At 50.8% G+C, this 23,889-nt stretch carries 22 protein-coding genes and 2 tRNA genes; 12 read left to right on the top strand and 12 right to left on the bottom strand.

The features are described 5' to 3' along the window. The first annotated feature begins 1 nt into the window (after nt 1). Nucleotides 2-808, top strand: coding sequence for a hypothetical protein (locus tag VF575_00800; GenBank protein ID HEX8182121.1), 807 nt, complete (start codon nt 2-4; stop codon nt 806-808). Between the two features lie 203 nt (nt 809-1,011). Here VF575_00800 and VF575_00795 read toward each other — a convergent pair. Then, nucleotides 1,012-1,096: transfer RNA gene (locus tag VF575_00795), tRNA-Leu, on the bottom strand. Nucleotides 1,097-1,233: 137 nt separating this feature from the next. Between VF575_00795 and VF575_00790 the strand changes: the two genes are divergently transcribed. Further along, nucleotides 1,234-2,643 (top strand): sortase, encoded by a 1,410-nt coding sequence (locus VF575_00790; protein ID HEX8182120.1) that lies wholly within the window; start codon nt 1,234-1,236, stop codon nt 2,641-2,643. Between the two features lie 223 nt (nt 2,644-2,866). On the opposite strand, the gene VF575_00785 is transcribed toward VF575_00790, so the two are convergent. Continuing rightward, entirely contained in the window at nt 2,867-4,405 is a 1,539-nt protein-coding gene (locus VF575_00785; protein ID HEX8182119.1) for a PEGA domain-containing protein, read from the bottom strand. Between the two features lie 187 nt (nt 4,406-4,592). Between VF575_00785 and VF575_00780 the strand changes: the two genes are divergently transcribed. The 4 genes from VF575_00780 (at nt 4,593) to VF575_00765 (ending at nt 9,201) form a co-directional block, all read left to right on the top strand. Further along, nucleotides 4,593-5,783, top strand: coding sequence for a hypothetical protein (locus tag VF575_00780; protein ID HEX8182118.1), 1,191 nt, complete (start codon nt 4,593-4,595; stop codon nt 5,781-5,783). 135 nt (nt 5,784-5,918) lie between these two features. Beyond that, nucleotides 5,919-7,367 (top strand): glutamate--tRNA ligase, encoded by a 1,449-nt coding sequence (gene gltX, locus VF575_00775; protein ID HEX8182117.1) that lies wholly within the window; start codon nt 5,919-5,921, stop codon nt 7,365-7,367. 76 nt (nt 7,368-7,443) lie between these two features. Continuing rightward, complete coding sequence (locus tag VF575_00770) at nt 7,444-8,850, top strand: DUF3048 domain-containing protein (protein HEX8182116.1); 1,407 nt, start codon at nt 7,444-7,446, stop codon at nt 8,848-8,850. Between the two features lie 171 nt (nt 8,851-9,021). Then, nucleotides 9,022-9,201 carry a hypothetical protein gene (locus tag VF575_00765; GenBank protein ID HEX8182115.1) on the top strand — a complete coding sequence of 60 codons (180 nt, stop codon included), beginning with the start codon at nt 9,022-9,024 and terminating at the stop codon, nt 9,199-9,201. Nucleotides 9,202-9,619: 418 nt separating this feature from the next. On the opposite strand, the gene VF575_00760 is transcribed toward VF575_00765, so the two are convergent. The 5 genes from VF575_00760 to VF575_00740 form a co-directional block, all read right to left on the bottom strand. Next, on the bottom strand, nt 9,620-10,996 hold the full coding sequence (locus VF575_00760; protein ID HEX8182114.1) for a putative glycoside hydrolase: 1,377 nt from the start codon (nt 10,994-10,996) through the stop codon (nt 9,620-9,622). Between the two features lie 45 nt (nt 10,997-11,041). After that, a complete protein-coding gene (locus VF575_00755) occupies nt 11,042-12,400 on the bottom strand; it encodes a hypothetical protein (protein HEX8182113.1) in 1,359 nt (452 codons plus the stop codon). Continuing rightward, nucleotides 12,397-12,669, bottom strand: a complete 273-nt coding sequence (locus VF575_00750; protein HEX8182112.1) for a hypothetical protein — start codon at nt 12,667-12,669, stop codon at nt 12,397-12,399. The genes VF575_00755 and VF575_00750 overlap by 4 nt, the downstream gene beginning before the upstream one ends. Before the next feature lie 340 nt (nt 12,670-13,009). Beyond that, nucleotides 13,010-14,032 carry a hypothetical protein gene (locus VF575_00745; protein HEX8182111.1) on the bottom strand — a complete coding sequence of 341 codons (1,023 nt, stop codon included), beginning with the start codon at nt 14,030-14,032 and terminating at the stop codon, nt 13,010-13,012. 115 nt (nt 14,033-14,147) lie between these two features. Further along, nucleotides 14,148-14,606, bottom strand: a complete 459-nt coding sequence (locus VF575_00740; protein ID HEX8182110.1) for an SRPBCC domain-containing protein — start codon at nt 14,604-14,606, stop codon at nt 14,148-14,150. 119 nt (nt 14,607-14,725) lie between these two features. On the opposite strand from VF575_00740, the gene VF575_00735 reads away from it, so the two are divergent. After that, the gene (locus VF575_00735; protein HEX8182109.1) at nt 14,726-15,346 is read left to right on the top strand and encodes a TylF/MycF/NovP-related O-methyltransferase; all 621 of its coding nucleotides are present in this window, start codon (nt 14,726-14,728) and stop codon (nt 15,344-15,346) included. A gap of 13 nt (nt 15,347-15,359) precedes the next feature. Continuing rightward, nucleotides 15,360-15,788: a 23S rRNA (pseudouridine(1915)-N(3))-methyltransferase RlmH gene (locus VF575_00730; GenBank protein HEX8182108.1), complete on the top strand. Its 429-nt coding sequence runs from the start codon at nt 15,360-15,362 to the stop codon at nt 15,786-15,788. A 40-nt stretch (nt 15,789-15,828) separates the two neighbouring features. Here VF575_00730 and VF575_00725 read toward each other — a convergent pair whose 3' ends face one another. Further along, complete coding sequence (locus VF575_00725) at nt 15,829-16,671, bottom strand: class I SAM-dependent methyltransferase (protein HEX8182107.1); 843 nt, start codon at nt 16,669-16,671, stop codon at nt 15,829-15,831. 70 nt (nt 16,672-16,741) lie between these two features. Continuing rightward, nucleotides 16,742-17,329 (bottom strand): histidine phosphatase family protein, encoded by a 588-nt coding sequence (locus VF575_00720; protein ID HEX8182106.1) that lies wholly within the window; start codon nt 17,327-17,329, stop codon nt 16,742-16,744. A gap of 409 nt (nt 17,330-17,738) precedes the next feature. Between VF575_00720 and VF575_00715 the strand changes: the two genes are divergently transcribed. After that, complete coding sequence (locus VF575_00715) at nt 17,739-17,981, top strand: hypothetical protein (GenBank protein HEX8182105.1); 243 nt, start codon at nt 17,739-17,741, stop codon at nt 17,979-17,981. Between the two features lie 109 nt (nt 17,982-18,090). Here the strand turns inward: VF575_00715 and VF575_00710 are convergent. Beyond that, a tRNA-Glu gene (locus tag VF575_00710) sits at nt 18,091-18,165 on the bottom strand. Nucleotides 18,166-18,272: 107 nt separating this feature from the next. On the opposite strand from VF575_00710, the gene VF575_00705 reads away from it, so the two are divergent. The 3 genes from VF575_00705 to VF575_00695 all read left to right on the top strand — a co-directional run bounded on the left by VF575_00705 (nt 18,273) and on the right by VF575_00695 (nt 22,558). Next, complete coding sequence (locus tag VF575_00705; GenBank protein ID HEX8182104.1) at nt 18,273-19,649, top strand: ATP-binding protein; 1,377 nt, start codon at nt 18,273-18,275, stop codon at nt 19,647-19,649. 102 nt (nt 19,650-19,751) lie between these two features. Then, nucleotides 19,752-21,842 carry a response regulator gene (locus tag VF575_00700; protein HEX8182103.1) on the top strand — a complete coding sequence of 697 codons (2,091 nt, stop codon included), beginning with the start codon at nt 19,752-19,754 and terminating at the stop codon, nt 21,840-21,842. A gap of 53 nt (nt 21,843-21,895) precedes the next feature. Continuing rightward, nucleotides 21,896-22,558 carry a pseudouridine synthase gene (locus tag VF575_00695; GenBank protein HEX8182102.1) on the top strand — a complete coding sequence of 221 codons (663 nt, stop codon included), beginning with the start codon at nt 21,896-21,898 and terminating at the stop codon, nt 22,556-22,558. Nucleotides 22,559-22,589: 31 nt separating this feature from the next. Here VF575_00695 and VF575_00690 read toward each other — a convergent pair whose 3' ends face one another. Together VF575_00690 and VF575_00685 are read right to left on the bottom strand one after the other, a co-directional pair. Beyond that, complete coding sequence (locus VF575_00690; protein HEX8182101.1) at nt 22,590-22,931, bottom strand: hypothetical protein; 342 nt, start codon at nt 22,929-22,931, stop codon at nt 22,590-22,592. Nucleotides 22,932-23,038: 107 nt separating this feature from the next. Continuing rightward, nucleotides 23,039-23,875, bottom strand: a complete 837-nt coding sequence (locus VF575_00685) for a hypothetical protein (GenBank protein ID HEX8182100.1) — start codon at nt 23,873-23,875, stop codon at nt 23,039-23,041. Nucleotides 23,876-23,889 lie beyond the last annotated feature (14 nt).

Below are 23,889 nucleotides of genomic sequence, written 5' to 3'. Positions count from 1 at the left end.
GATGGACAGAGACTACTGGCACAAACAAACCGCCGACACGCCGCTTTATCCGGATATGCTATGGAGCCGTCCGGAAAATAGGCTATTTGCCGGCAAACTGCTCATTATCGGCGGCAACATCCACGGATTTGCCGCGTCAGCCGAAGCCTACTCGGCTGCTACCGCAGCAGGCATCGGCACGGCGCGGATGTATTTGCCGGATTCGCTGCACAAGCTCCTCGGCAAAACTTTTGACGCTGGCGAATTTGGCAGGGCGACGCCGAGCGGCTCGTTCTCGCAGCTGGCGCTGGCTGAAGCCCTGGCAATGGGCAACTGGGCTGACGGCGTACAACTCGCCGGTGATCTCGGCCGCAACAGCGAAACGGCGATATTCCTGGAGAAGTTTGCTATCAAACACCCAGGTCAGCTGACAATCGCCAAGGATGCGGCCGACTACTATATCACAACGCCGGACACGCTGCTGGCCCGGCCCGATACGCTGCTGGTTATCAGCATGGCGCAGTTACAAAAGCTGGCTATGAACGCCAAGTATACGACGGCATTTACCTTTGATATGGATATATTACGATTTGTCGACGCGCTCCACGCCTTTACAGAGCTCCACGGTGTCAATATCATTGTCAAACATCTGGACAATATATTCGCCGCATCAGCCGGACAGGTCAGCAGTACGCGACTGACAGCCGATCTGCCGATCTGGCGCGTGCGGACAGCCGGACACGCTGCCACCTGGTGGCTGCAAAATCCAAGCAATACCCATGCGGCGTTGACAACGGCAGTATTTGATTCACTGCACGTAACAGAGTAATGAGTGCTAAAATATTGTATGCAAGAAGGGAATATGGCTCTGGTCGTATATCTGCGAAGCTTACTCAAAGCTTGCTGCGCTGCTTCTGCGTGAGCTTTTTGCTATCGAACTTCTCAATCCTGTCAGCTAAAGCTGACGACTGGGTGCTCGGTTCTCAATAGATTCATACAAAAAGACCCTACCGTTGGCAGAGTCTTTTTGTATGGTGGGCGAGGAGGGAATCGAACCCTCAATCCGTAAGGAACACGATTTTGAGTCGTGCGCGTATACCAATTCCGCCACTCGCCCGTCAGGCGGCTGCTCGTTTGCATTATTAAACATAAGCTAATTTTAGCTAACAGCGTGCCACTGAAGGAGTATTGTACTATACTTATAAGCAGTCAGCCAACTTGAGCAAACATCTAAGTCGTATACGACAACGGACCATGTCAGACCCTACACAACCTTCTCACCACTCGCCGGCACCCGGCGGCCAGCTTGACCAGCAACCGGCCTACGTACAGCCGGTTACTATAGTGACGCCGACGCAGCCTATAGCCCGTAACAGCTCATCCGATCCAGCCGTCGAGCTGATACGAAACAAAATACATGCCATCTACGCTGAAGAGCCGGATGCAGGCCAAGAAATAGTCAAAGTAGAAAGCCTGACACACCAGGGTTCACCCCACCAGCAATATATGGCTCAGCTGAACAGCTCCGGCAAAAGTATGACCGAAATCCAGACCGCCTGGCACAACTATTACGCCGGCCTGCCAGATCAGGAGAAATACAAGGTATGGCAGGAATTTTACGTTGCCAACGGCTCTAATCCGGCGTATCAGCAATTCACGGCGCCGACGCAGCCTCTCCAGACGATCCAGCCGACAATTAAGGACCTGCCGACACCTGCTAAGCCAAAGCCAGCCGTTGTCGATGTTTCGGCCCGCGTAACCAGCCGGGCTGCCGCCTTGGATCGTCATACGAAATCTGCCGAGCAAGCCATTGGTAAAACTGCCGGCAAGCTCAAAACCGCTCTGACTACTGAACATGCATCAGACATCAAAAAACGTATTCTTTCGTCAGTCAAATCTGCCGGATCAGCGAGCGCTGGTGGTAAGCTCAAAGCAGAGCACCATCTGCGCTCGCTGGCGTTTGGACTGGGCGCCGGTCTATTTGCCGTCTTTATTGTTCTCTTTGGATTCTTTAATGAGCTTTTTATCGCACCGTTCGTGCAGCCCAGCCGGCGGATCAACGATACGCCAATTATTGTAGACGTTGCGAGTACGGTCGTATCCGGCGGTCCAAAAATCATTATTCCCAAAATAAATCTGGAAATCCCAACTGACTATTCGCAAACGACGACGGACGAAAAACAAATAGAACTGGCGCTTGATAACGGTGTCGTGCACTACCCGACGACAGTCAAGCCTGGCCAAGCTGGTAATGCCGCCTTCTTTGGCCATTCCAGTAACAATATTTTCAATCCTGGCAAATATAAGTTTGCCTTTGTGTTACTGAATCAACTGGTTGAAGGCGACACGTTCTATCTGACACATGATGGTAAAACCTATGCGTACCGCGTATTCAGTAAACGGATTGTTGAGCCGAGCGAAGTCAGCGTGCTTGGCCCAGTCGCTGGCAAGGCCGCCACAGCCACGCTGATTACCTGTGATCCGCCCGGCACCAGCTTGCGGCGGCTTGTGGTCGTTGGCGAGCAAATCAGTCCTGATCCAGCAGGTAATGCGGCTCCTGAAGGACAAACTCCCAAGCCAATTGTTGCTGCAGCCGCCAAGCAATCAGGCTTGCCTGGTAACGGCCCGACATTATGGTCACGCATCTGGAACAGTGTCTTCTAAGCGTGGTAGTACGCATTTTACGTAAGGACATCGACAGGTGGATTAATACATCTGTGCAGCATTACTATAGCCTAACTCTCAAAACCTATCCATGAGCCTCGTTAGCCTGTCCGCCCCTAAAATTCTTATCCCAAGATAAACAATTCTAAGGGCCGCCCCGCAGGTTGCCACTCAAGGCAATGGTTTTGAGAGTTAGGCTATTCAGCCTTGCACTATTTAATAATTACTGATCTTCGGGCAGTAGTAAGCTAGATACGGACAGCGTGATAGTTGTTACACCGCTTTGATTGGTGGCTGGCACCATCGTATACACATTGTCGTAATCACGGTCGAAAAATGGCGTATAGTTCGGGCTGGCCGCGACCAATGTCTGAGCGTTGATATTGTCGTAATCAAAGACCACAAGTTTGCCGCCGCTGACATAGCTAAGACGATGGCCGTCCATCCACCTGGCATGGGTCGCTGGCGCATCGAGCGGTAAGCTTGAGGTGTAATTGTAGCCCTTATCGTTTTCAGCATCGTAGTTGGCAAAGTTGACACCATTTTCGGCCATGATGAATTGGGTGTTACTGGAAAAAGCGACGTGGTTTGGTGACGTAACGCGTAGGATTCGTACTGGCACCAGCGCGGCAGTTTGCGATGATTTACGAATTTGCTGTGGGTTTTTGTAGACATAGACTTTGCTGTCGCCACTGGCACCGACAGCCGCATACCAATCATTGCTATACTCGGCAATATCGAGCAGGAATGGTCCCGTCGCACCATGCTCCCGAATCTTGTAAAATAATTTGTCGTCATAGAGCACGGACTGCGTCTTGTCGGACGGCAGGGATTTATCCGTCGAAATATCTTTGTCGGTCGCATACAGCACCATGTCGTTGCCATAAGTTTTGTAAGCCAAGACTTGATCAAGGATATTTGTCAGCGTGCCAGCATCGTCAAGCGTGGTCGCACTCAGCGTTTTGGCGGTTGAATCGTAGACATAATATTTATCGTGTTTTTTATCGCGGAGCGTTAAAACTTTGCCGGCAGTCAAACCGAGCGATTTGGTCAGATTTAGTGATGCTGCCGGCTCCTCTCGATCAATCATTAGATACTCAAGCGTGGCAGCTGCGCCCTCAGGCGTATAGCTGTGTTCGACAAGCAGGTGACGGTTGTCGGTTGACCATTCAACAAGTTTATACGTATGTGCCGTAGAACGGGCCGTTGTAACAATTGCTTCCGGCAGACTGATTGCCGTTACGTTGTCATTCACTGCAGCAGGATCGGCCACATCGAATACGTCAAAATTGAACAGCGATGCGCCTTGCTGTACGACAATCCAGCGCCGATCGGGGCTTTGAGTTGCAAAACCAGGTGTCTCAGCGTATGTCTTGACGGGAGAGGTCGTCATAGCAGTTGGGAACAATTTTGGATAATCAAAATGCTGCACACTGCCACCCTCGACGGTAATAATTCTTTGCCATGATCGATAGCCTTCGCGTTGCAGCTCGGTTTTGTACTCGCCTGCTTCAAGCTGCAGCTTGGTATTGGTTGTCGATTTATATAGTTTGCCGTCTAGATATATTTTGGCAGCGTCAGGCTGTGACGATACAAAGACGAGACCCTTTTGAATAACTTCGCCGTCTTTGCCCAGCCCGAAGCCGTAAGCCTGATAGAGCAGAATCAAGGTTGCAAACAGGATAGCAACACCAATCAGAATATAGCCGGAGATAAGCCGGATCATGTGAGCACGTTGTTTTTGCGGGTCTAAAAAATCCATAGATATATGCGGTTAGTCATGCTGCTGCAGGCGATGGATGGCCACAGCGGTACAAAACGTTCCTTGTTATATAGTATCACTTATCGTTAGCAGAAAAGGGAACAAACACTATGATTACACTGAAAACCCTTGCGGTTACACGGCATAAGCGGTACGATGGTAATACGTTTAAGTAGCAGGGATTACTGTGGAAATTAAGACAAACCAGACAAAACAGATTGCACGTCCACGCATGGGCGGCACAATTGACGGCTTTACACGCGTCAGCCGGGGCACCGCATTGCAACCGCTACGAGCCATACCTAAGCATCCAGCGCAACCAACAGCCAAAGTTTATTCTCCTTTGCACGTTAAGCCAGTCCGGACCGCACATGCACCGGCTGTCAGCGTCAAACCACATGCGCAGCAAAAAGCTACAACGCTGATGCGTAGTGCTGTCAAAAAGCCAGTTATCAAATCTGCAACAGTCATCAAGGCACAGACACGAACTGATTTGCTGGCCAAAGCTCCCATGCAAACGGTCGCTCCAAAATTATCAGTCAGTGCCATTGATCCGACACGGCACCGCCGCGCCGAGCGGATGATCAAAAGCCCGGCCGTCAGTCATTATGCTCGTCCTTCGGCAACCGTACAGGCTAGTTCCTACACTCTCACCCCAACGCATCATCACAGCCCGGTAAGCCACCACTCTGCCGTCCAGCCGCAGCCAGCCGCGCAGGCGATTGCAGCCCACAAGCCTGTGCTCACCGATCTGCGTCCAGCAGTAGCCAGCCGGCCGTCTGGTACACACGCTCCGGCAATGCAAAGAATGCATCCTGCTGCAACGAGAAAGCCAGCTTCCAAAACTGATATGTTCGATGACGCTATCGCTCGGTCCATTAGTCATGAACAAACCTATGATCAGCGCCCAACTCGCACTCGAAAACGAGGCCGCTTTTTCCGTTTCGCGGCCGGCACTGCCGCTGTGCTTGCCGTTATCGGCTTTCTGGCATATTACAATGCCCCAGCTTTGAGCCTCAAAATCGCTTCTTACCGCGCTGGGCTACAGGCAACATTGCCGTCTCAGCAGCCATCGGGCTTCAATCTCGGTTATCTTGATTACCAGCCAGGCAATATTACTGCCAACTTTACGTCCGAACAGGACGGCCGGCAATACAACATCACTCAGAAAGCCTCCAGCTGGGACAGCCAGGCGCTACTCAGCAATTTTGTTGCCAGTGCCAATTCTGCCTACAAAACATATCAGCGGGCCGGCCGGACTGTCTACGTACTGAGCAACAACACCGCGACCTGGGTTGACAGCGGTATTTGGTACACTGTCGACGGCAACGCCAGTTTGACCTCGCAGCAAGTACTCGATCTCGCCAGCTCAATGTAAGCTCCTGTACAAACTAAATTTGAATACAACAAAAATCATCGTAGCAAAGTCCGCGGGAAAATTAGTAGGTTATAATTCGTGTCAATCCGTACTTGATCTAGCGATTAACCCCTGTTTGTGACATACTAGAATGACATGTCCGAAGTATCATCAGTCCGTACCCGCTTTGCACCGAGCCCTACCGGCTACCTCCATGTCGGCGGCATCCGCACTGCGCTATTTGCATGGTTGCTCGCCCGCCAGTCCGGCGGGAAATTTATACTACGGCTTGAAGATACCGATCAGGCCAGGGAAGTCAAAGGCTCCGGCCAGCAGATTCAGGATTCTCTGACTGCTCTGGGGCTGATATGGGACGAAGGCATCACTGTCGGTGGCCCGCACGCTCCATACAAGCAGAGTGAACGGCTTGATCACTACCGCCAGTGGGCGCAGCAGCTGATCGACGCCGGCCGGGCCTATGCCGATCCGTATACGCCAGCCGAAGTACAAGCTTTCCGCGACCAGACTCGAGCCGCCAAAAAGCCTTTTTTGTACCGCAATTACCGGCCGGACAATCCGCCAACGTGGGACGGCACAATGCCGCTGCGGTTCTGTAGCCAGCCGCAGGATTATGCCTGGCACGACGAAGTTATGGGTGATCTGCAGGCCGGTGCCGAAGCAATTGATGATTTCATACTCATCAAATCCGATGGCTACCCGACTTACAATTTTGCGCACATTATCGATGACGCTGAGATGGAAGTCACGCACGTCATCCGCGGCCAGGAGTTTATCGCCAGCACACCGAATTATCTAAACCTATACGAAGCACTTGGCCTGTATCCCGGCCAGGGTAGACCGCTACTGGCGACGATGCCGCACATACTCGGGCCGGATGGCAATAAGAAACTCAGCAAACGTGACGGCGCCAAAGACGTACTCGATTACATCCGCGATGGGTTTTTGCCGGCAACGCTCATCAATTTTATTGCCAGCCTCGGCTGGAATGACGGCACCGAACAGGAAATATTCAGCGTCGATGAACTGATCAACAAATTTAGCCTCAGCAAAGTCCAAAAGAGCGGGGCCCGCTTTGATGAACAGCGGCTGCTATGGATGAATGGTGCTCATATCCGCGAATTATCCCTGGACGACCTATCTGATATGGTGCGCGACTACTGGCCAGCCGCAGCCGCCGACTATGACGATAGCTACCGTCAGCAGGTGCTTAGCCTGGTCCAGGAGCGGCTCAAATACTTTAAAGAGCTCCCGGAACTAACTGAGTTTTTCTTTGTTGACCTGCCGATCAGGCCGGAGCTCATACGTTCACACAAACAGCTCAAAAAATTTGAGCCTAACGAACTCCGTGGCTTACTGGAACAGTCCCGAGCCGTGCTCGAAACAACTGATTTTGATGTTGAAAGCCTGACAGCCGCACTGAACGCGCTACTTGAGACGTCCGGTCAAAAGCCAGCAGTACTGTTTAGCCTGATCCGTATCGCCACGACCCAGGCACAGTCCAGCCCCGGTCTGGCAGAGACGCTGGCCGTGCTTGGACGTGAGCGTGCACTGGCCAGGCTGCAATCGCAAATAGACAGTCTGTAATAACTACAACTGGAACTTCCGGTTTTTACCCCGTTTGGCCTAGGCTGTCGTCTGCAGGGTTGTTACAATAGTGCTTATGATTGATGATTTTAAACAAATACCCGAACGCCAACCAACCAGACTAGATCCAAACCGCGGGTATCGGCAACGCACAGCCAGCCTACCGAATGCAAGCACCAGTCCGACCCCATTGCACATAGATCGCTCTCAGCCCCGATTCCGCACTCCGGAAGAGGTCGCCGGCAGCATTCCGGTAGCGATTGCACCTCCCGAAACTGTGCAACCGACCGGCCTATTTGAACCCGACGAACTCCTATTACCGGCACATGCCACACCTGACAAAAAGAAATCGTTTCTGAGCGGTACGGTTCGATTATTCCGACGCTGGGATGTATCAAAAAAGAAAATTCTGCTGGCGAGTGTCGTCGCACTTCTGCTGATCGGTGGTAGCTCCGGCTATGCGCTGACGCGGGATCAGCCAGCACCCGCAAAACCAGTCGCCAAAGCCAAGGTGGTCGTGAAGCCGGCACCCAAGCCGATCACTTCGCCGCTCACCGGAATGCCGGTCATCCCATCTCAGCAAACCTTGCCCGTCATCGGCGTGATGGTCGAAAACAGCCCGAATGCCCGTCCGCAGTCGGGTCTTAAAGATGCTGGCGTTGTGTACGAAGCAATCGCTGAAGCCGGCATTACGCGGTTTTTGGCGCTGTTTCAAGAATCGCACCCAGGAAATGTCGGACCTATCCGCAGTGCCCGGCCATACTATCTCGACTGGGCACTGGCCTTTGATGCCAGTTACGCTCATGTTGGCGGCAGTCCCGATGCCTTGCAGCGCATCAAAGATCTAGGAGTTCGCGATCTCGACCAGTTTTTCAATCCGGCCGCTTATCGCCGGATTACAACGCGCTTCGCTCCGCACAATGTCTATACCAGCATTGACGACCTGACAAACCTATCCAAAGCCAAAGGCTATGAGACGAGTACATTTACTGGGTTTGCCCGCAAAGCTGAGCAGCCATACAAGCCGGCGGCGAGCACCACGACACCTCCAACTCCCAGCGCTCCGTCGAAACCAGCTGCAGAGGCGCGGACTGCCGCGAATACGATCGACCTCGGCATTTCCGGACCGTATTATAACGCACAGTACGCTTACGACGCCGCCACCAATAGTTACAAACGCAATATGGCAGGTACGCCACACATGGACGCCGACAGTAATACGCAGCTTGCACCCAAAGTCGTTATCGCACTTGCTATGCAGTACGGTCTGATGGCAGACGGCTATCATTCTGCCTACACGACGCAGGGAAGCGGTAAAATGTACGTATTTCAAGACGGCACCGTCACTACCGGCACATGGACCAAAGGCGATCCAAAAAGCCAATTCGAATTCAAAGACGATGCCGGAAAAGTGATAGCGCTCAATCCTGGTCAAACGTGGCTGTCTGTCGTCAGCGACGCCGCTAAAGTCACTTACCGCTAGTGCACAATCTGAATAGACGATAGTGCAGGCTTACAGTTGATATATACGGTAAATAATGGTATTATTTCCTTGTTTTGTTGAGGCTAACACCTAGACTCCAAAGCACATTGACAGATAGACAAAGTTTGTACACCACCCACCCAGACATACCCGAGACATGAGGAGAGTATCATGACCAACCGGCCCACCACTATGACCAAGCGGTTCGTTCTGCACATGAAGATCGTCTGCAAAGTCTGCATTATCTACATGGTCAACGTCTACAGAGCCTGCATTATCCTCGCCGTATCGGTGATCGTGCTACTCCTGACAGTCGGACCGCCCAAAGGCTACGGCTGGCCAATCGGCTAGACAACGACAAGGAAAGGAGAACGAGATGGTTCGTAAAACCGTCCACTGGATCGGCCGCTTCATCGCGAGTGACATAGCGATGTTTGGCGCCTTTCTTGTCGGCGTAGCGTGCATCATACGGATAGCCTAACTGGGCAATCCACCGGCTCTTACTCCGCCTCCGCCAACAGCGCGCCATCATCACAAGATACATGCTCACAAAACCGGAAGGAACACGGACAGTGGCTGATGAGAGACTGACAAAGGTTTGTTGGCAGGGGGTAGCTGATAAGAGCAAACGTTCGTCAGCCATCCGGCCGACCTACCCACACTCTCATCTCTCCACCGTCGCAAACTTTGTCTATCTCTCATCTCCACTCCATGACTATGTCGTCATGCTGACGAGTCCCTGTAATAGGACGAAAGTGGACAGATCTACTTACGGCGAGCAGTTGGGCTTGCGCAGCACTGTACCAGTCTTGGCTGCCATGGCGACACTCGTTACCGAAGCACCTGATTCGTTTAAGTACGTCCCGCCGAGACTGACTGTTGTGGCCACTGTATTGTTTGCATTGACAATCGCGGCGCCACATTTGAAGTCACGGCGATAGAGGTGTGTACTGATCGTGCTATACGCGGACACTGGCGCGCCCAGATTCCAATCATACGCCGGCTGCCACGGACTTGGATTACTATAATTATCGGCGACATCTATCTCTCCATACGATGAATTGCCGCCACTCGCTAGAAAATAGCTTGCCAGTCCGTAATAAAACGAGGGTTTATCAGTGTATCTAGTATGTGCCTGGACGATAGCCATTTTTCCGGCTGCCTCCGCGGCGGCTATTTCATCTACCTGGGCCTTCCAGCCGATTGAGGGCGTACCGTATTCCGCCAGATGATTGCCCGGATCAAACGTCAGCCACCATTCATCAAAGCCGCCGTCCAGGTTCGCAAGATAAGTATTCCAGATGCCAGGATACAATCTGGCATTCGACATATTGGCAACGCTTTTCAAGCCAGCATTCTTTAGTGCCGGATAGGTTACTTTCAGCATGGCGCTGTAGGCAGCCTGTATGGCTACGTCCGTGGTGTATTTAGCAGGACAGACACCGGTATGATATTGATCGCAGGAAACGAGCGCATTATCCATGAATACGCCGTCCCATCCACGCGCCGTAAGCTCGGTCTTCACATTGGCGGCCCATTGCTGCTGATACGCCACATTACCGACATCCATTTGCCAATGGCCCGCATAACCAGAATACGCCAGGCGCTTGCCAGCACTATCGAGTAGAAACCAGTCTTTGTGATACGTATCTGCAAAGCAGTAGCCAATGCCTGTTGGTAGCAAGGCACTATCAACGCCGTTCGTACATTCATAGTCGCGTGTTGATGACAGATCTTTGTACACCAGCACGACAATATTCGGATTTGCGGCTTTGAGCGTCGGAATATATTGGTGCTCCCAAGCATTGAGAACAATGACTTTGCGTCGCTTTGCTTCGGTTTCCAGCATCGTATTACTCACGGGAGTACTGTTAAAGTGCAGCCAAAACGTGTTTGCTTTGCCGGGATTTCCCCCAGTACCAAACCGTACAAATTTACCACCCGATGCGGCTGTATCAGAACCGATCACAGCTGGACCAGTTGGCGCTACTGCTTCGGGCTCTGCTGATATATACGGTGTCGCCGCACGGCTTGTAAGCCCGTACAGCATTCCAAGGGCCGTAAACAATCCGACTACAATAAAAATTCGTAGAGAAGGTACGCCGCGGTATCTATTTTTTACCGTTGAGCTTACAGTTTTTGTCATAACGTATACGCTTATAGTAGCATAATCCTGTAGAACATTGCCTCGTTATGCCCGTTTTAGCAACAGATCAAAATACTCCGTACCGCCAAAGGCTATCTTCTGTTTGACATGCTTTGTTCCGGTTAAGGTATCCGCGGCATGCACCGTAAACGATCCATAAAAATCGTTGATTCCATCCATGGCTTTCGTCAAATTATCGGATTTTTCGACATTCTCGAACATACTCGTCTGGCTGCGGGTTGACGGCGTCAATTGGTACAAATAAATCCCCATAATACGGACTACCATATGTTTTGGGCGAGACTCAAACAGGCGGGCAACCTGCTTCCAGATATCCTGGTTGCTGTAAATAGTCGTTTGTAGCATCTGCTTGTTTTTCCAGCCGCCGCCAGCACTGAATCCCATCCAGACGCAGATGCCGCGCGCCTCGACGCCGCGGTAGCGCAGCTTGACGCCAACCGTTTCTGCCAGGTAATGCAAGCAGGAGCGCAAGTATTCGTCGTCATTGCTCGGATCTTTGACAACCCACTGCCGACCGACCATGCCTAGATGCGTCGGATAGTCGTCAACTTCGTAACCACGCAGCCGCTCGTACCAGTGCAACCCATTGATACTTTTAAAAACATGTTTATACAATAGTTCGTCCGGGGCTTCCAGGAACTGCAGCGGCGTGTGGATGCCGTACAGTTGCAGCTGCGTACTATACCCACGGGCTATGCCGCTCAGATCACGCAGCTGCATGGAAGCATACGTACTGACGAGATTATGATGATCAATCACGTCTAGGCCGTCCGGCTTGTGCAGCCCGGCGGCAGTTTTAGCCAAAAAGCGATTTGGTGCGATACCAATATTCGTACGCATCCAGCTACCAACATCGTCTTTCATGCGTTGTTTGATTTCCGCGCCAATGTCTCGCAGTGGCCGGCTGTTTACGAGCCGCGTGCCATGAAAATCTATAACACCCTCGTCAATGCTCTTCATTTTGATGTTGGGCGAATATGACTTCATGATACGCATCAAGTTTTGGTACATCCAGGTGTACTTGCTCGGATCTGTCTCCAGCATAATAAACTCCGGGCAGATTTCCATAGCCTGGCTACGCCGCATCCCCACCTTAATACCTAGATTTTTGGCTTCATAACTGGCAGCAATCACACAGCATTCTTTGGAAATGCGATTTGTTACTCCCATGGGCCGTCCGCGGAGATGCGGCCAGGCTTGCTGTTCGGCGCTGGCAAAGGCGCTATTGAGGTCGATATGCATCAGCTGTGGCTCTTCGGTATTAAGACTATATTTGTCGGCATCGGTGCCAGCCGCGGGCCGGTTGCCGTGCAAGCCATGATACGAAGCCAAGCTGCGCTCATGACCGGCGTCCGGACGAGGCAAGGGCAGGGGCGAATTCAAAATCCACCTCCCATCATCGCCACCAACGTCCAGGTCAGCGCCTCGGCGTCGAACTCCAAACGAAAATCATTGACGCCATCGCTCATATGAAAGACATGTACCATGCGCCGCCCCTGTGTTGTCGGGTGCCGCAGCCCCAGTTCAGTCAGCTCATAATCATGCCCACGCCAGCGCATACGGCATGGCATACAGAATGCACCGATGCCGGCGTGCTTTTTGAAAATCACGACCACATCGACTCGTTCGTTTATAAGAATAGTTGGATCCATACATCGGCCTCACAAAACTACCGGTTAGTTTAGGTAACAGGGTAGACGGGTTTTGGTTGTGAGTGCTATCTGCGTCTGACAATCCTACATTGTCTTCGACCTGATGCGACCGTATAGCGCCCCAGATCTCGCAGTGAACAAATGCCGTGTAGCGCGCAGAGCCGCCAGTAAGGTAGGGTGCTTGCCATGTATAAAGCCCGCCGGTCAAACCTTGTCAGGAGTACCGGTGTTGCTATCTATCAGTATACATTGGACAGCCAATACATGGCATAAAAACTATATAATTTAATCAACAGAAGTAATGTACTATAGATAAACGCGGCTGGGTAGCAGTTTGTGACTAGCAGCTCGGGAAAGCCGAGCCATCGTGGTAAATATTGCCAGTGAATCTTACGCCTTCACTGCCATTGAAGGGAATACTGTTGGCGCTGGCACAGGCGCCGTACGTGTATGAATTTTTGAGGAATGTATTGTTCCTGACATCGAGTATCACCCCGCTGCCGGCATTGGCATCGTAGAGCGAGACAGTATAGTTACCACCGGCGAACCAATTGTTGGTCGCCGTCAACCGAGAGCCCGATCCGGCGCGGTCCGCCCAGAATATAGCCGCGTTGCCGAGACTGCCGGGTGAATTAACTGGCCGAGTGTCGACGATTGAATGATCAATAGTAACATTGCCGACTTCGCCAGGCGCATACCATTGGATTGCGTCGAGATGATCACCCGGATAGATACAGGCTCGGTTGATAATAGAGTCCCGTATGACGATAGTGCCGGTTCCTCCGATACCCACGAGGTCAGCAGGAGCACTGTGGACACGCGAACGAAGCATTGTGTAATTAGTACCGTTGAAATTATTGTAGAAATTACTAGAAGCCGGGCACGAGTCTGGGCCGATATCACTGTCCATGACTATCAAATTAGATGGCGCTCTATTAGATATCCGCCCCATGATACGAGTGTTTTTGACTGTAACATTAGAGTGATTAACAGAGAGGTCGCCGTTGATAAGCCTGCCGTCAATGACCTGACCATTAGCCGATGTACTTAGCCCGCCCGCAATAGCAGTCAAGCTTGTATCACTCGGCACACCGGTACAGTCGTCGTTTGGAAATGCCGGATAGGCAGGACAAGTACGAGTACCGGTGGCTGGCGGCTGTGTCGACGTAGCCGCAAACTTGATCGCTTTGCCAGTCGATGCCGTCGTATCGGTTACGACAGTTGATGGTGCGGCCACTTCGCCTGTTTCCGGTTCAAGCGAGACAAATGGCGTTGCCGCCTGTGACGACTTCATATAGATTGTGCCTAGCACGGCAGTTCCGAGAGTAATAAGGACGACGATCAGGAGGCGAAAGTGATTCATGAATGGATCCAGTTAGTGACAGTGTAATGAATTACAATTCTTATTAGAAAAATAGTATCACAACCATTACATACGAGGCAAGATAAGCGTTAGGAGTTTGTAGCAAATTTTCGGCTCAGGCTTCGCACAGCTCTTTGAGCTTTTGCAGGGCCGGCGGCCACATGCCGTCAAACATTTCGATCACTTCGTCGCCACTGAGTGCATCGCTTTCCAGGTCCACGCGCACCGTTGTAACTCCATCATTTTCAGTAAAGGTATAGTTCTCGTGCGAGTCAGCCCATTGTTTGGCATAGTCACTGGTAGTGTCGATCGTGCCATTGCTATACACGCCGTAATTTTCGATTGATACATACTCATACGGTTTGTTTTCGACAATTCGACTTGCCATACCGCTTAGTCCATCAGCACCCTTAGCCAAAAAGAGCATTTCGCTGCCAGCTTCCCAGGTACCCTCATAATATGAACCTTCCTGAAAGACACTGGTCCACTCCCGGTACGAAGCATCGCTCAGCATTATGTCCCAGACTTTTTCACGGGGAGCAGTAATATCGATAGTGTATGTATATGTAGCCATGCATAGTATTGTAGCATTTATACGATTGTCGGCGGTTGTCGATGATTGTGGGGAAGCGCCAGGTTAGTTTACTGCGATTGACTTGACGCACTTACGCCCGGTAAGCCACTATATACTGCATGTCTCACACAGCAGCTCTGCTCGCAAAATATCCAATCATATCCGACCAGATTACCAAGCCGGCGCTGAGCGTTTTACTTAGCCAGCTTGAAGCAATCATATCGAAGGGTACACACGGTGCAGCCGTCGAATTTGGGTGCTATGTCGGGACGACCAGTTTATTTATGCGCCGTTTGCTCGATGTATACCAGGACGAGCGGGCATTTCACGTCTATGACTCGTTTGCAGGACTGCCGCCGAAAACAGCGCAAGACGCCAGCGTCGCCGGCGATGACTTTCAGGCGGGCGAGCTAACGGTCAGCAAAAAGCAGTTCATAGCCGAATTTGGGAAAGCCCGCCTGCGTACGCCAATCATCCATAAGCAATGGTTCGATCAGCTTTGTCCGGCTGACGTGCCGGACAACATTGCATTCGCATTCCTTGACGGAGATTTCTACAACTCAATTTATGATTCACTGAAACTCGTTTGGCCACGGATGACAACTGGCAGTATTGTCTGTTTCGACGATTATGGCCGCGAAGCATTACCGGGCGTCAAACGGGCTATCCACGATTATTTTCAGGGAAACGTTCCAGCTATTCAGATTTCGCACAATATTGGTGTCATACTAAAGCCATGATCATAAGGAAGTTATGAAGATACACATTATTACAATCGGCGAACCAAAGCTCCCATACGCCCGTGCCGGCTGGGCCGAATACATTGACCGCTTGAAGCATTACCACACAGTCCGCATCACCCATATCGCTGACAAGCACAACGACGCCGGGCATCTGCTGCAGGCCACCGGGCAAGCGTATAGCGTTGCACTCGTCATAGAATCTACACAGCTTAGTAGTCATGAACTCGCCCGATTTATCGAAGCTCGCAATCAGGACGGCAGGGAAGTAACGTTTCTCATCGGCGGGCCAGATGGCTTACCCAGCGAAGTTATTGCGGCTGCCGACATGCAGTGGAGCTTCTCGCGTCTGACATTTCCACATGATCTCGCTATGGTCGTGTTGGCCGAAACGCTATACCGCGCAAGCACAATTGCCGCCGGCCAGCCGTATCACCGCTAAATTTGGTACACGCAGTAGCTTAACCAATTGTATCGTACGGCTAAGGCGCTAGTTTTTCGGCGACAATAATTTTTACATGAATTTTATGTCGCAGTTTCCAGAAATCAACAGCTGAAATTGCATTTACAAATCGGTGCTCAATTCTAGCAAGACGAATAAATTTTACAGGTAGCCACGCGTTCAGCATAAACCATCGAAGCATCGGCTCAATATTCTTCATGTGATTTGTACTCGATATGAGCTTAAATCCAGCGTCGCGTATTAGCTTTTCATGAACTCCGTGCTCAAATAAATCAAAAGCTGGCATGGCGGCATATCTATTAACGAATTCGAATGACCGATTCTCGGAGCTACTCATTGTGTCGTATGGGTCATGGGAGTATTCGAGCTGTACTAACTTTCCACCGGGCTTCAGAACTCTGTAAAATTCGCTCAGGACTTTCGCAGGATCGCTAGCGTGGACAAAAGTTTCGGTAGTATACACACCATCAAAAGTTGAGTCTTTAAAACTGAGATTGTGATAATCCATTTGAAGATAATGTAGCGAAAGATTAGAGTTCGCCGACTTGTCAGCTTCTCTACATGCTTTTGCCAAATTGAAATCGAGAATATCAATACCCGTGATGCTATAGTCAAACCATCTTACAAGATTTCGTGATACCGTACCCATGCCCGAACCTGCATCGAGTACGTTGCTTTTGGCTGGCAAATCTAATGCCTTACCTATTTTTCTTTCCATCTTGCGGAGCGCCTTGGAAACTTGAAACATTTTGTCACCACGCTCATAATAGCCGAAGTGCTTAGCGCCTCTTAAGAAGAGGATATATCCTAATTTTGATTCTTTTGTATTGTAATAGGCTTTAACGTTTTTAGCATTTGTCATTTCGATTATTGTACAGCACGTGAGTTGATAAAATTACGCAAATAAGAATATTCTTAGCGGTAATTCAGCCTTAGCCTAGAAACTCACTGAATGTTGCCACCTCCCCGTTTTGTAACGTAAACTTACCAACATAGTCATGGGGATATGCTTCGCTAATATTGTGCGCACCGAAATCTTGACCGATATGACTTGCTCGAATGGCAGCCATGACTCCCGAGTGACAAACCAGCAAGATATTTGCATTGGCATGCGTCTCGTCTAAACCATTTACAGTCTTGAGCACGCGTTTTTGCATATGGTCGAGTGATTCGCCATTTGGCGGCGTATAATGCGTATCGCTATCTAGTCCAGGATATTTTTGATACGCCTCAACGCTATACATATTGGCTGCGTCACCGTAGCTAACCTCTCGGAGTCCTGGAAGTCGTACTATTTCATCGTCGTAACCAATATCTTTTGCTATAACATACGCAGTGATAAATGCTCGACCTACGTCACTGGAATACATACTGTCTAAGCGAAGAGCGGACAATTTCTCTATCACCTTTTTAGTTGGTTCTAAACCCATATCAGTTAATGGGGTATCTATCCAGCCAGATAAGCGTTTTGCTCTATTATTTTCCGTTTCACCGTGCCGGGCTATATAGATGGCGTTCATCACTGGATTGTAACATACTGAAAACGCACACGATGAACACTACTGTAGCTACTAAGAAACAGAGGATTGTACTCAAAAGTCGTGTGATCTTGCTAAATATCTTATCCAAACTAATGTGTCGTTGGCAGTATTAGCAAAATGAACAATATTCACACTTATTGCTTTATTAGAATTATAGACTTTAAGATATAATAGTTATCGGTCGAGGCGCGACAAATAGCGCCGAAAATAAAAAGTTTTCTTTTATGTATAACGAAAACTGATGACCCTACACCACCCGATTTATAAAGCCGTAGTGGCTGAAATCGTTAGATGGAATAGTTTGAGTTCAATACATTAACGGACAAGGCAGGAGGCTTGTTTTTATTAAGCGTTAGCTTTACTATAAAAAATCTAAAAGGATTAAAAAATGAACTTTATTAATGGTAGTCTCAGATCAGTCAACAATAAGGACGATAAACAAAAGTCTAGCTTAGCAATTACATGGATAATAGTAATTCTTACAGGAATAGCTACAGCAGGTAATCTTTATCTGCTGATTAACGGTGAGTTCTTTCAGGCTCACTGGTTTCAACAAGTGTTATCAGTGCTCTATGTAATCTGGTTGGTTGCGGCTATAAAACAGCTTGTTAACTCTAAAAATCATAGATAGTTTCCAAGTCCCTTTGCAAGGATTAGAAAATCGAACAATTTAACAGATAAGAAAAACACCTATTTTCCACATGGAGAATAGGTGTTTTTTTGAAGATACAATGTTCTTGTGGTGACCTCATGGAGAATCGAACTCCAATTGCCAGGATGAGAACCTGGCGTCCTAACCGTTAGACGATGAGGCCAAATTACGACCGGCCTATAGTACCATATCTGTTAATCGCAGTCCACCGTCAGGTCCGATCGGCATTGAATCTCAGACAGTTATAGACCATAATAAACTTAAGCGATTATGAATCCAATTGATACAGCAAATACTATGTTCGGCATCGGCTCTGGCGGGCCTTCTGGTTACACTTTGATGATTATTGGCGTCACTACGGTGGTAGTGGCTGCTGTTTTCATTATTTTCTGGAGGATTCGGCGGCGTCAGCTGGGGCCGGCAGGGTCGGTCAGTAAGCTGGCTAGCGCGCTGCGCGATGAGAAAATGAAATCAAGCATTATCGTCAGCGCCATCGAAGACGGCGTCGTACTGTTTGACGAACAGCATGCCATTCGGTCGTTTAACCCTGGTGCGGCGACTATATCCGGCTGGAAAACAGAGGAGGCAATGAGCCTCGATTTTGGTACAGTCATCAAAATTACCGATAGCAAAGGCGAGCCATATCCCGCCGATCAAGACCCGTTTCAGCGCGTATTTGTCGAAAAAGCCACTATCCGTGTCAATGATGCCGAGCTGACGACACAGAGCAACAAGCGAATTCCTGTTAACCTGAATGTTTCACCGCTGATCGACGAAGACCAGCATGTCTTTGCAGCAGTTGCCGTCTTCCGTGATGTCACCAAAGAACGGCTGGAAGAATCTCAGCGCGCCGAGTTTATCAGCACCGCCAGCCACGAGATGCGCACGCCAGTCGCCGCTATCGAAGGCTACATCGCGCTGGCGCTCAATGACCGCGTCAGTACCATCGACAGCCGGGCCCGCGATTACCTGGAAAAGGCCCACATTAGCACCCAGCATCTTGGCAAACTCTTCCAGGACTTACTGACCAGTGCCAAGGCCGAAGACGGCCGGCTCAGCAGCCATCCGACGGTCGTCGAAATGGGCGCCTATCTGCAGCAAATTACCGAGGAATTGCGATTTTCGGCCGACAAAAAGGGCTTGGCGGTTGATTTCAACGTAGGATCCAACCAGCTTATTAATGCCCGCGAAGACACCGGGCACGTTGTACGGCCGCTGTATTACGTTCTGGCCGACGCCGACCGTATGCGCGAGGTCATCACCAATGTCTTCGACAACGCCGTCAAATACACCGATCAGGGCAAAATAACCATTGGCCTGACTGGCAATCAGGACGTCGTTCAATTCTCGATCCGCGACACTGGTCCCGGCATTCCGGCCGAAGATCTGCCGCATTTATTCCAGAAATTCTACCGTGTTGATAACTCAACCACCCGCACCATTGGCGGTACCGGACTCGGTCTGTTTATCTGCCGTAAAGTTGTCGAACTGTATCAGGGACGAATTTGGGCGGAAAGCCAGATGGGGCAGGGCAGTACGTTCTTCATCAATCTGCCGCGGCTTTCAACCCAGCAGGCCGGTCAATTCCAGGCGGCCGAAGCCAGCAATACTGCTTTGCCGGCCATCACATCACTGGCTCATTCATGAATCATGGCGCAGAATAGAGACAACCGCTTATAGTATGTGATATGGTACAATTAAGCTAAACATTAGCACTTAAAATATTAGTAACTACAGGGGCCAGACCAGATGACAAAAATAATGCTTGTCGAAGACGACAATAACCTCCGCGAGATTTATGAAGCGCGTTTGGCCGCCGAAGGTTATACGATTGTGTCCGCCCAAGACGGCGAGGCTGCGCTTGCTCTAGCAGCCAAAGAACACCCGGATCTTGTTATTACTGACGTCATGATGCCCAAAATTAGCGGTTTTGAGATGCTCGACATCCTCCGTAACACCGAAGCACTCCGCGATGTCAAAGTCATTATGCTGACCGCACTCGGCCAGGCCGAAGACAACGCCCGCGCCAACTCACTCGGCGCCGACCGCTACCTCGTGAAGTCGCAGGTCACACTGGAAGACATCGTCAAAGCAACACATGAAGTACTCGAGCCGGCACCTGTCGCGTTAGCTGCTGCCGAACCAGGCAGCTGGCAGGCTGGCGTGTCTGAGGATACAGCCGCACCAGATGCAGCGCCTGTTGACACTGCCACACCTAGGAGCACTGCGGTGCCGATTGCCACTGTTGACACGACTACCTCAGCAACCGACGTGCCACTGACCGACGCGGTGTCGGCGCCCGCTCCAGTCGTAGCATCAACCACTGACATTACAGCAGTCGAGCCAGAGACTGCAACCACACCAGCTGTAGCCGAGCCAGCTGCCACAAGCCCATCACCAGTACCGCAGCCAGAATTCGCTCAACCCGTCGTACCGGCCATCGAAACCGAACAGCCGGCTCAGGTACAACCGATTGATCCGGAAATAGATTCCACATTTGTCGCACCTATCCAGCTGCCAGACGAATTGCTGGATGAGACACCAGCGGAAGTGCCCGATGCTAACGTGGCGGCGCTTCCTGCAGACGAACCAGTTTCAACTGAATCGCCAGCATACATTGAGACAGCGGTCGCGCCCATCAATATCGCCGGATTAAGCGACGATACGCCAACTACCACATCACAAGACTCCGATACTACGGCACCGACAGGCAGCGTCAGCCAGAATGCTACTGACCAGCCAATCAGCGCAGCTGACGCTCCAGCAAGTGATGAGCCAGCGACAGACACCGTACTGCCCGAGCCGGTCGCCGACACAGACCTTCCAGCCGCCGTCGACACTACCGTGGTAACCGAACCAGAGGTGATTACATCGGAAGCCTTTACCGCCGACGCAGTATTGCCAGCATTCGATGAATCCACCCCCAATAACACCGGCAGCCCTACACCCGAAGTGCTTGCCGCTCAAGCTGAAATAGATGCCGCTGCACCAAGTTCACAGGAAGAATCAGTCATACATGATCAGATTAATGAATTTCTAGGTAATCTGCCGGCTAATCCTGAAGCTACTGCACCTGTAGCCGAGCCAGCCGGAGACCCGACAGTAGCGGCAGCCGTAGCAACAGAGCCAGACTATTCGGAAGTCCACCAACCACCAGCAGATGAACCTGTCTCAGAATACGAAAAGGACGCCAGTACGCCGGACATGGGCGAACTCGATGTTCACACTGATGAAAGTACCGCTCAAGCATCCGCTGGCACTGAAACTGCCACCGGTACTACCGATTCCGATACGAACGTCTCCAGTGAAGCAAATTATCCAAGTCAAGCCTACGAATTGCCATCTTTACCAGGTGCCGCAATCGGCGACACAACAGCCGTACAATCTTCCGGCGACAAACTCGTATCCGACGCTTTTAATGAAGATGTCAGCACACCACAGCCAGTAGCAGCTCCGTCAACGGCTGAGCAACAGTCAGCGCCCCTCGAACAACCTTCTGGCTCTGCTGCCGGCGTTTCTCAGCCGCCATCACCAGTCGGTCCAGCACCAGCTGCAGCCGGTACGACTCCTGGTGCCACTCCAAATGCTCCACTCAATCCTGTCACCCGCAAACGTGTTATAGCACCGCTGAATACCACACCCGGCCCTGACATCAATCAGCTGCTGGCGCTCGAGGAAGCCAAAGCCGCAGCCACCCAAGCAGGCAATGTACTAGCACCTACCAACAATCAGCCACCTGATCCTGCGAATTTAGCAGACTGGCAGCCGCTGCCCGTATCCGAACAGCCACGCCAAGACAAATACAACTCAGGCGTCGATCCAAACAGCATTTCACTGTAGTCTGCCAGTTAGGCAGTATCCAATGTCGGCGGCTAATGCCGTATACTACTAGCATGCGACTTAACAAATATATAGCTCTTTCTACCGGTCTGAGCCGGCGGGCGGCCGATGATGCCGTCTACCGCAATCGAGTGCTGGTGAACGGCCGCCCGCCGACCTCCGGCCAGCAGGTAACTGACGCTGACGTCGTAACTCTTGACAGCCAGCGTATTACACCGCCTGTCAATACCATAACCATTATGCTCAATAAACCGGCCGGTTATGTCTGTAGCCGGGAAGGCCAGGGCAACAAAACGGTCTACGAACTCATCCCTGAGGAGTTCCATGTATTAAAATCAGTCGGTCGTCTCGACAAAGACTCCAGCGGTCTACTGCTCATGACCAATGACGGTAATCTAGCCCAGGAACTGACGCACCCCAAATACCAGAAAACCAAAATATACGAAGTCACACTCGACAAGCCGCTGATGCCGCTGCACCGCCAGATGATCACGGATCACGGCATCAGCTTGGCGGACGGCCGCAGCAAACTACAGGTAGACCGCCTCTACGACGGTGATGACACTCAATGGCAGATTACCATGCACGAAGGCCGCAACCGCCAGATCCGCCGCACGTTCGAAGCGCTTGGCTACAACGTCGTCACCTTACACCGAACTAATTTCGGCACCTATAGCCTCTATGACCTCGGACTCGGCAATTACAAACAACTGTAGAACAGGCAATTTCTCAGATAAGTGTAAGTATTTAAGCAGCCAGCGCGTACGAACCGACTGATTGGGGGATTGAGCGCTCCAGCACTGGCGCTTGCACAGGAGTAGGCGCACGGCCTTGGCCATCACGGAACAACCGCAAAAAGAAGTCTTCGGTGCCATCTGCAAATCCGGTCGCGGCCTGGCCAATGCCACGGATAAGCAATGGATCAATTTCCCTGCGGAACTCAACTGGTTCGACCGTTTCAAAGTCAGCAGGTTCCGGCATTGATAATCGCCCGACTGCAGATCGGGTATGGATACTACGCAGCCCATCAGCAGCAGTCACGAAAGTTGGCTGGCCGTAGTTTTGACTGAACTCAGATGATGATTTCACATTATGCATCGTAGCAATAACCTTTATATATTCATATCATCCGCTCATTACACGCACTTGTCAAGTATTTTTGTGATGTACGTCACAAATTAATTAACCGAAGGAGCTTACGTTTCAAGAGTAGCGCGTATAAGGAGGTGTTCTGTCTGGATGCCTTTTCCACCGGGCACTTTAGTGACCTCGTAGCGCGGGCAGCTTATGTCTTTTGATACTAAAATATGGTCGAGCTGGGCTGTTGCTCGTCCGCCGAGAAATCGAGCAGTTGTCTCGTAGGGGATTGTATTAGGGTTACGGTAACCAGAATGTTCAAATATTTTCAGAGTACCGCCATGGGCCATGCCGCTGGCTCGTACAGCTTTGCTGGCAATAACACGAGGATCTTTTTCGTTTTGGCCGATCCGTGGTTCTGCTACCGGCAAGATGCGACCAAGATGCTTGAGTGCTCTGTACCATCGAGCTCTCGGGTCGTCACGGTACATTGCATTTGCATCCATCGCTGCATATCCAGGTATGTCATCGGGCTGATCCAGCCACTCGATGATACTATGTGCCTGATTGTGTCGAGTATACTCGCTCCGATCATCTAGATGCGCATGAGCCGCTGCTACTCGGATGTTTGTTGCCTCATCGGTCAGCATACCGACGATGCCATTACGACTGGCAAATCTGTTTACATAAAAACCGTCAATTTGCGTCACAACCAGCAAGCCCCGCTGATCGGTACGGCCATCTTTGTCACCATTAGGAGTTATGGCCGTATTGAAGCCACGTTCATGAAACAAATTTTGAGCTTCGCGTACACCTTCCTCGGCACCGACATTATAAGCTTCAGGGAATCCAGCTGCATGTACATCAAGCGACACGACGTAGTCCACGAATGGCCGTACATTTGCGGGGTTCGACAGTGATCCTGCTGCGTTCAGGGTTGCGATTTCTAATGCCATGTATGTAACTCCTC

The organism is Candidatus Saccharimonadales bacterium (genome assembly GCA_036388415.1).
Taxonomy (GTDB): Bacteria; Patescibacteriota; Saccharimonadia; order Saccharimonadales; family UBA4665; genus UBA4665.
This window is presented reverse-complemented; position numbering and strand designations above follow the sequence as displayed.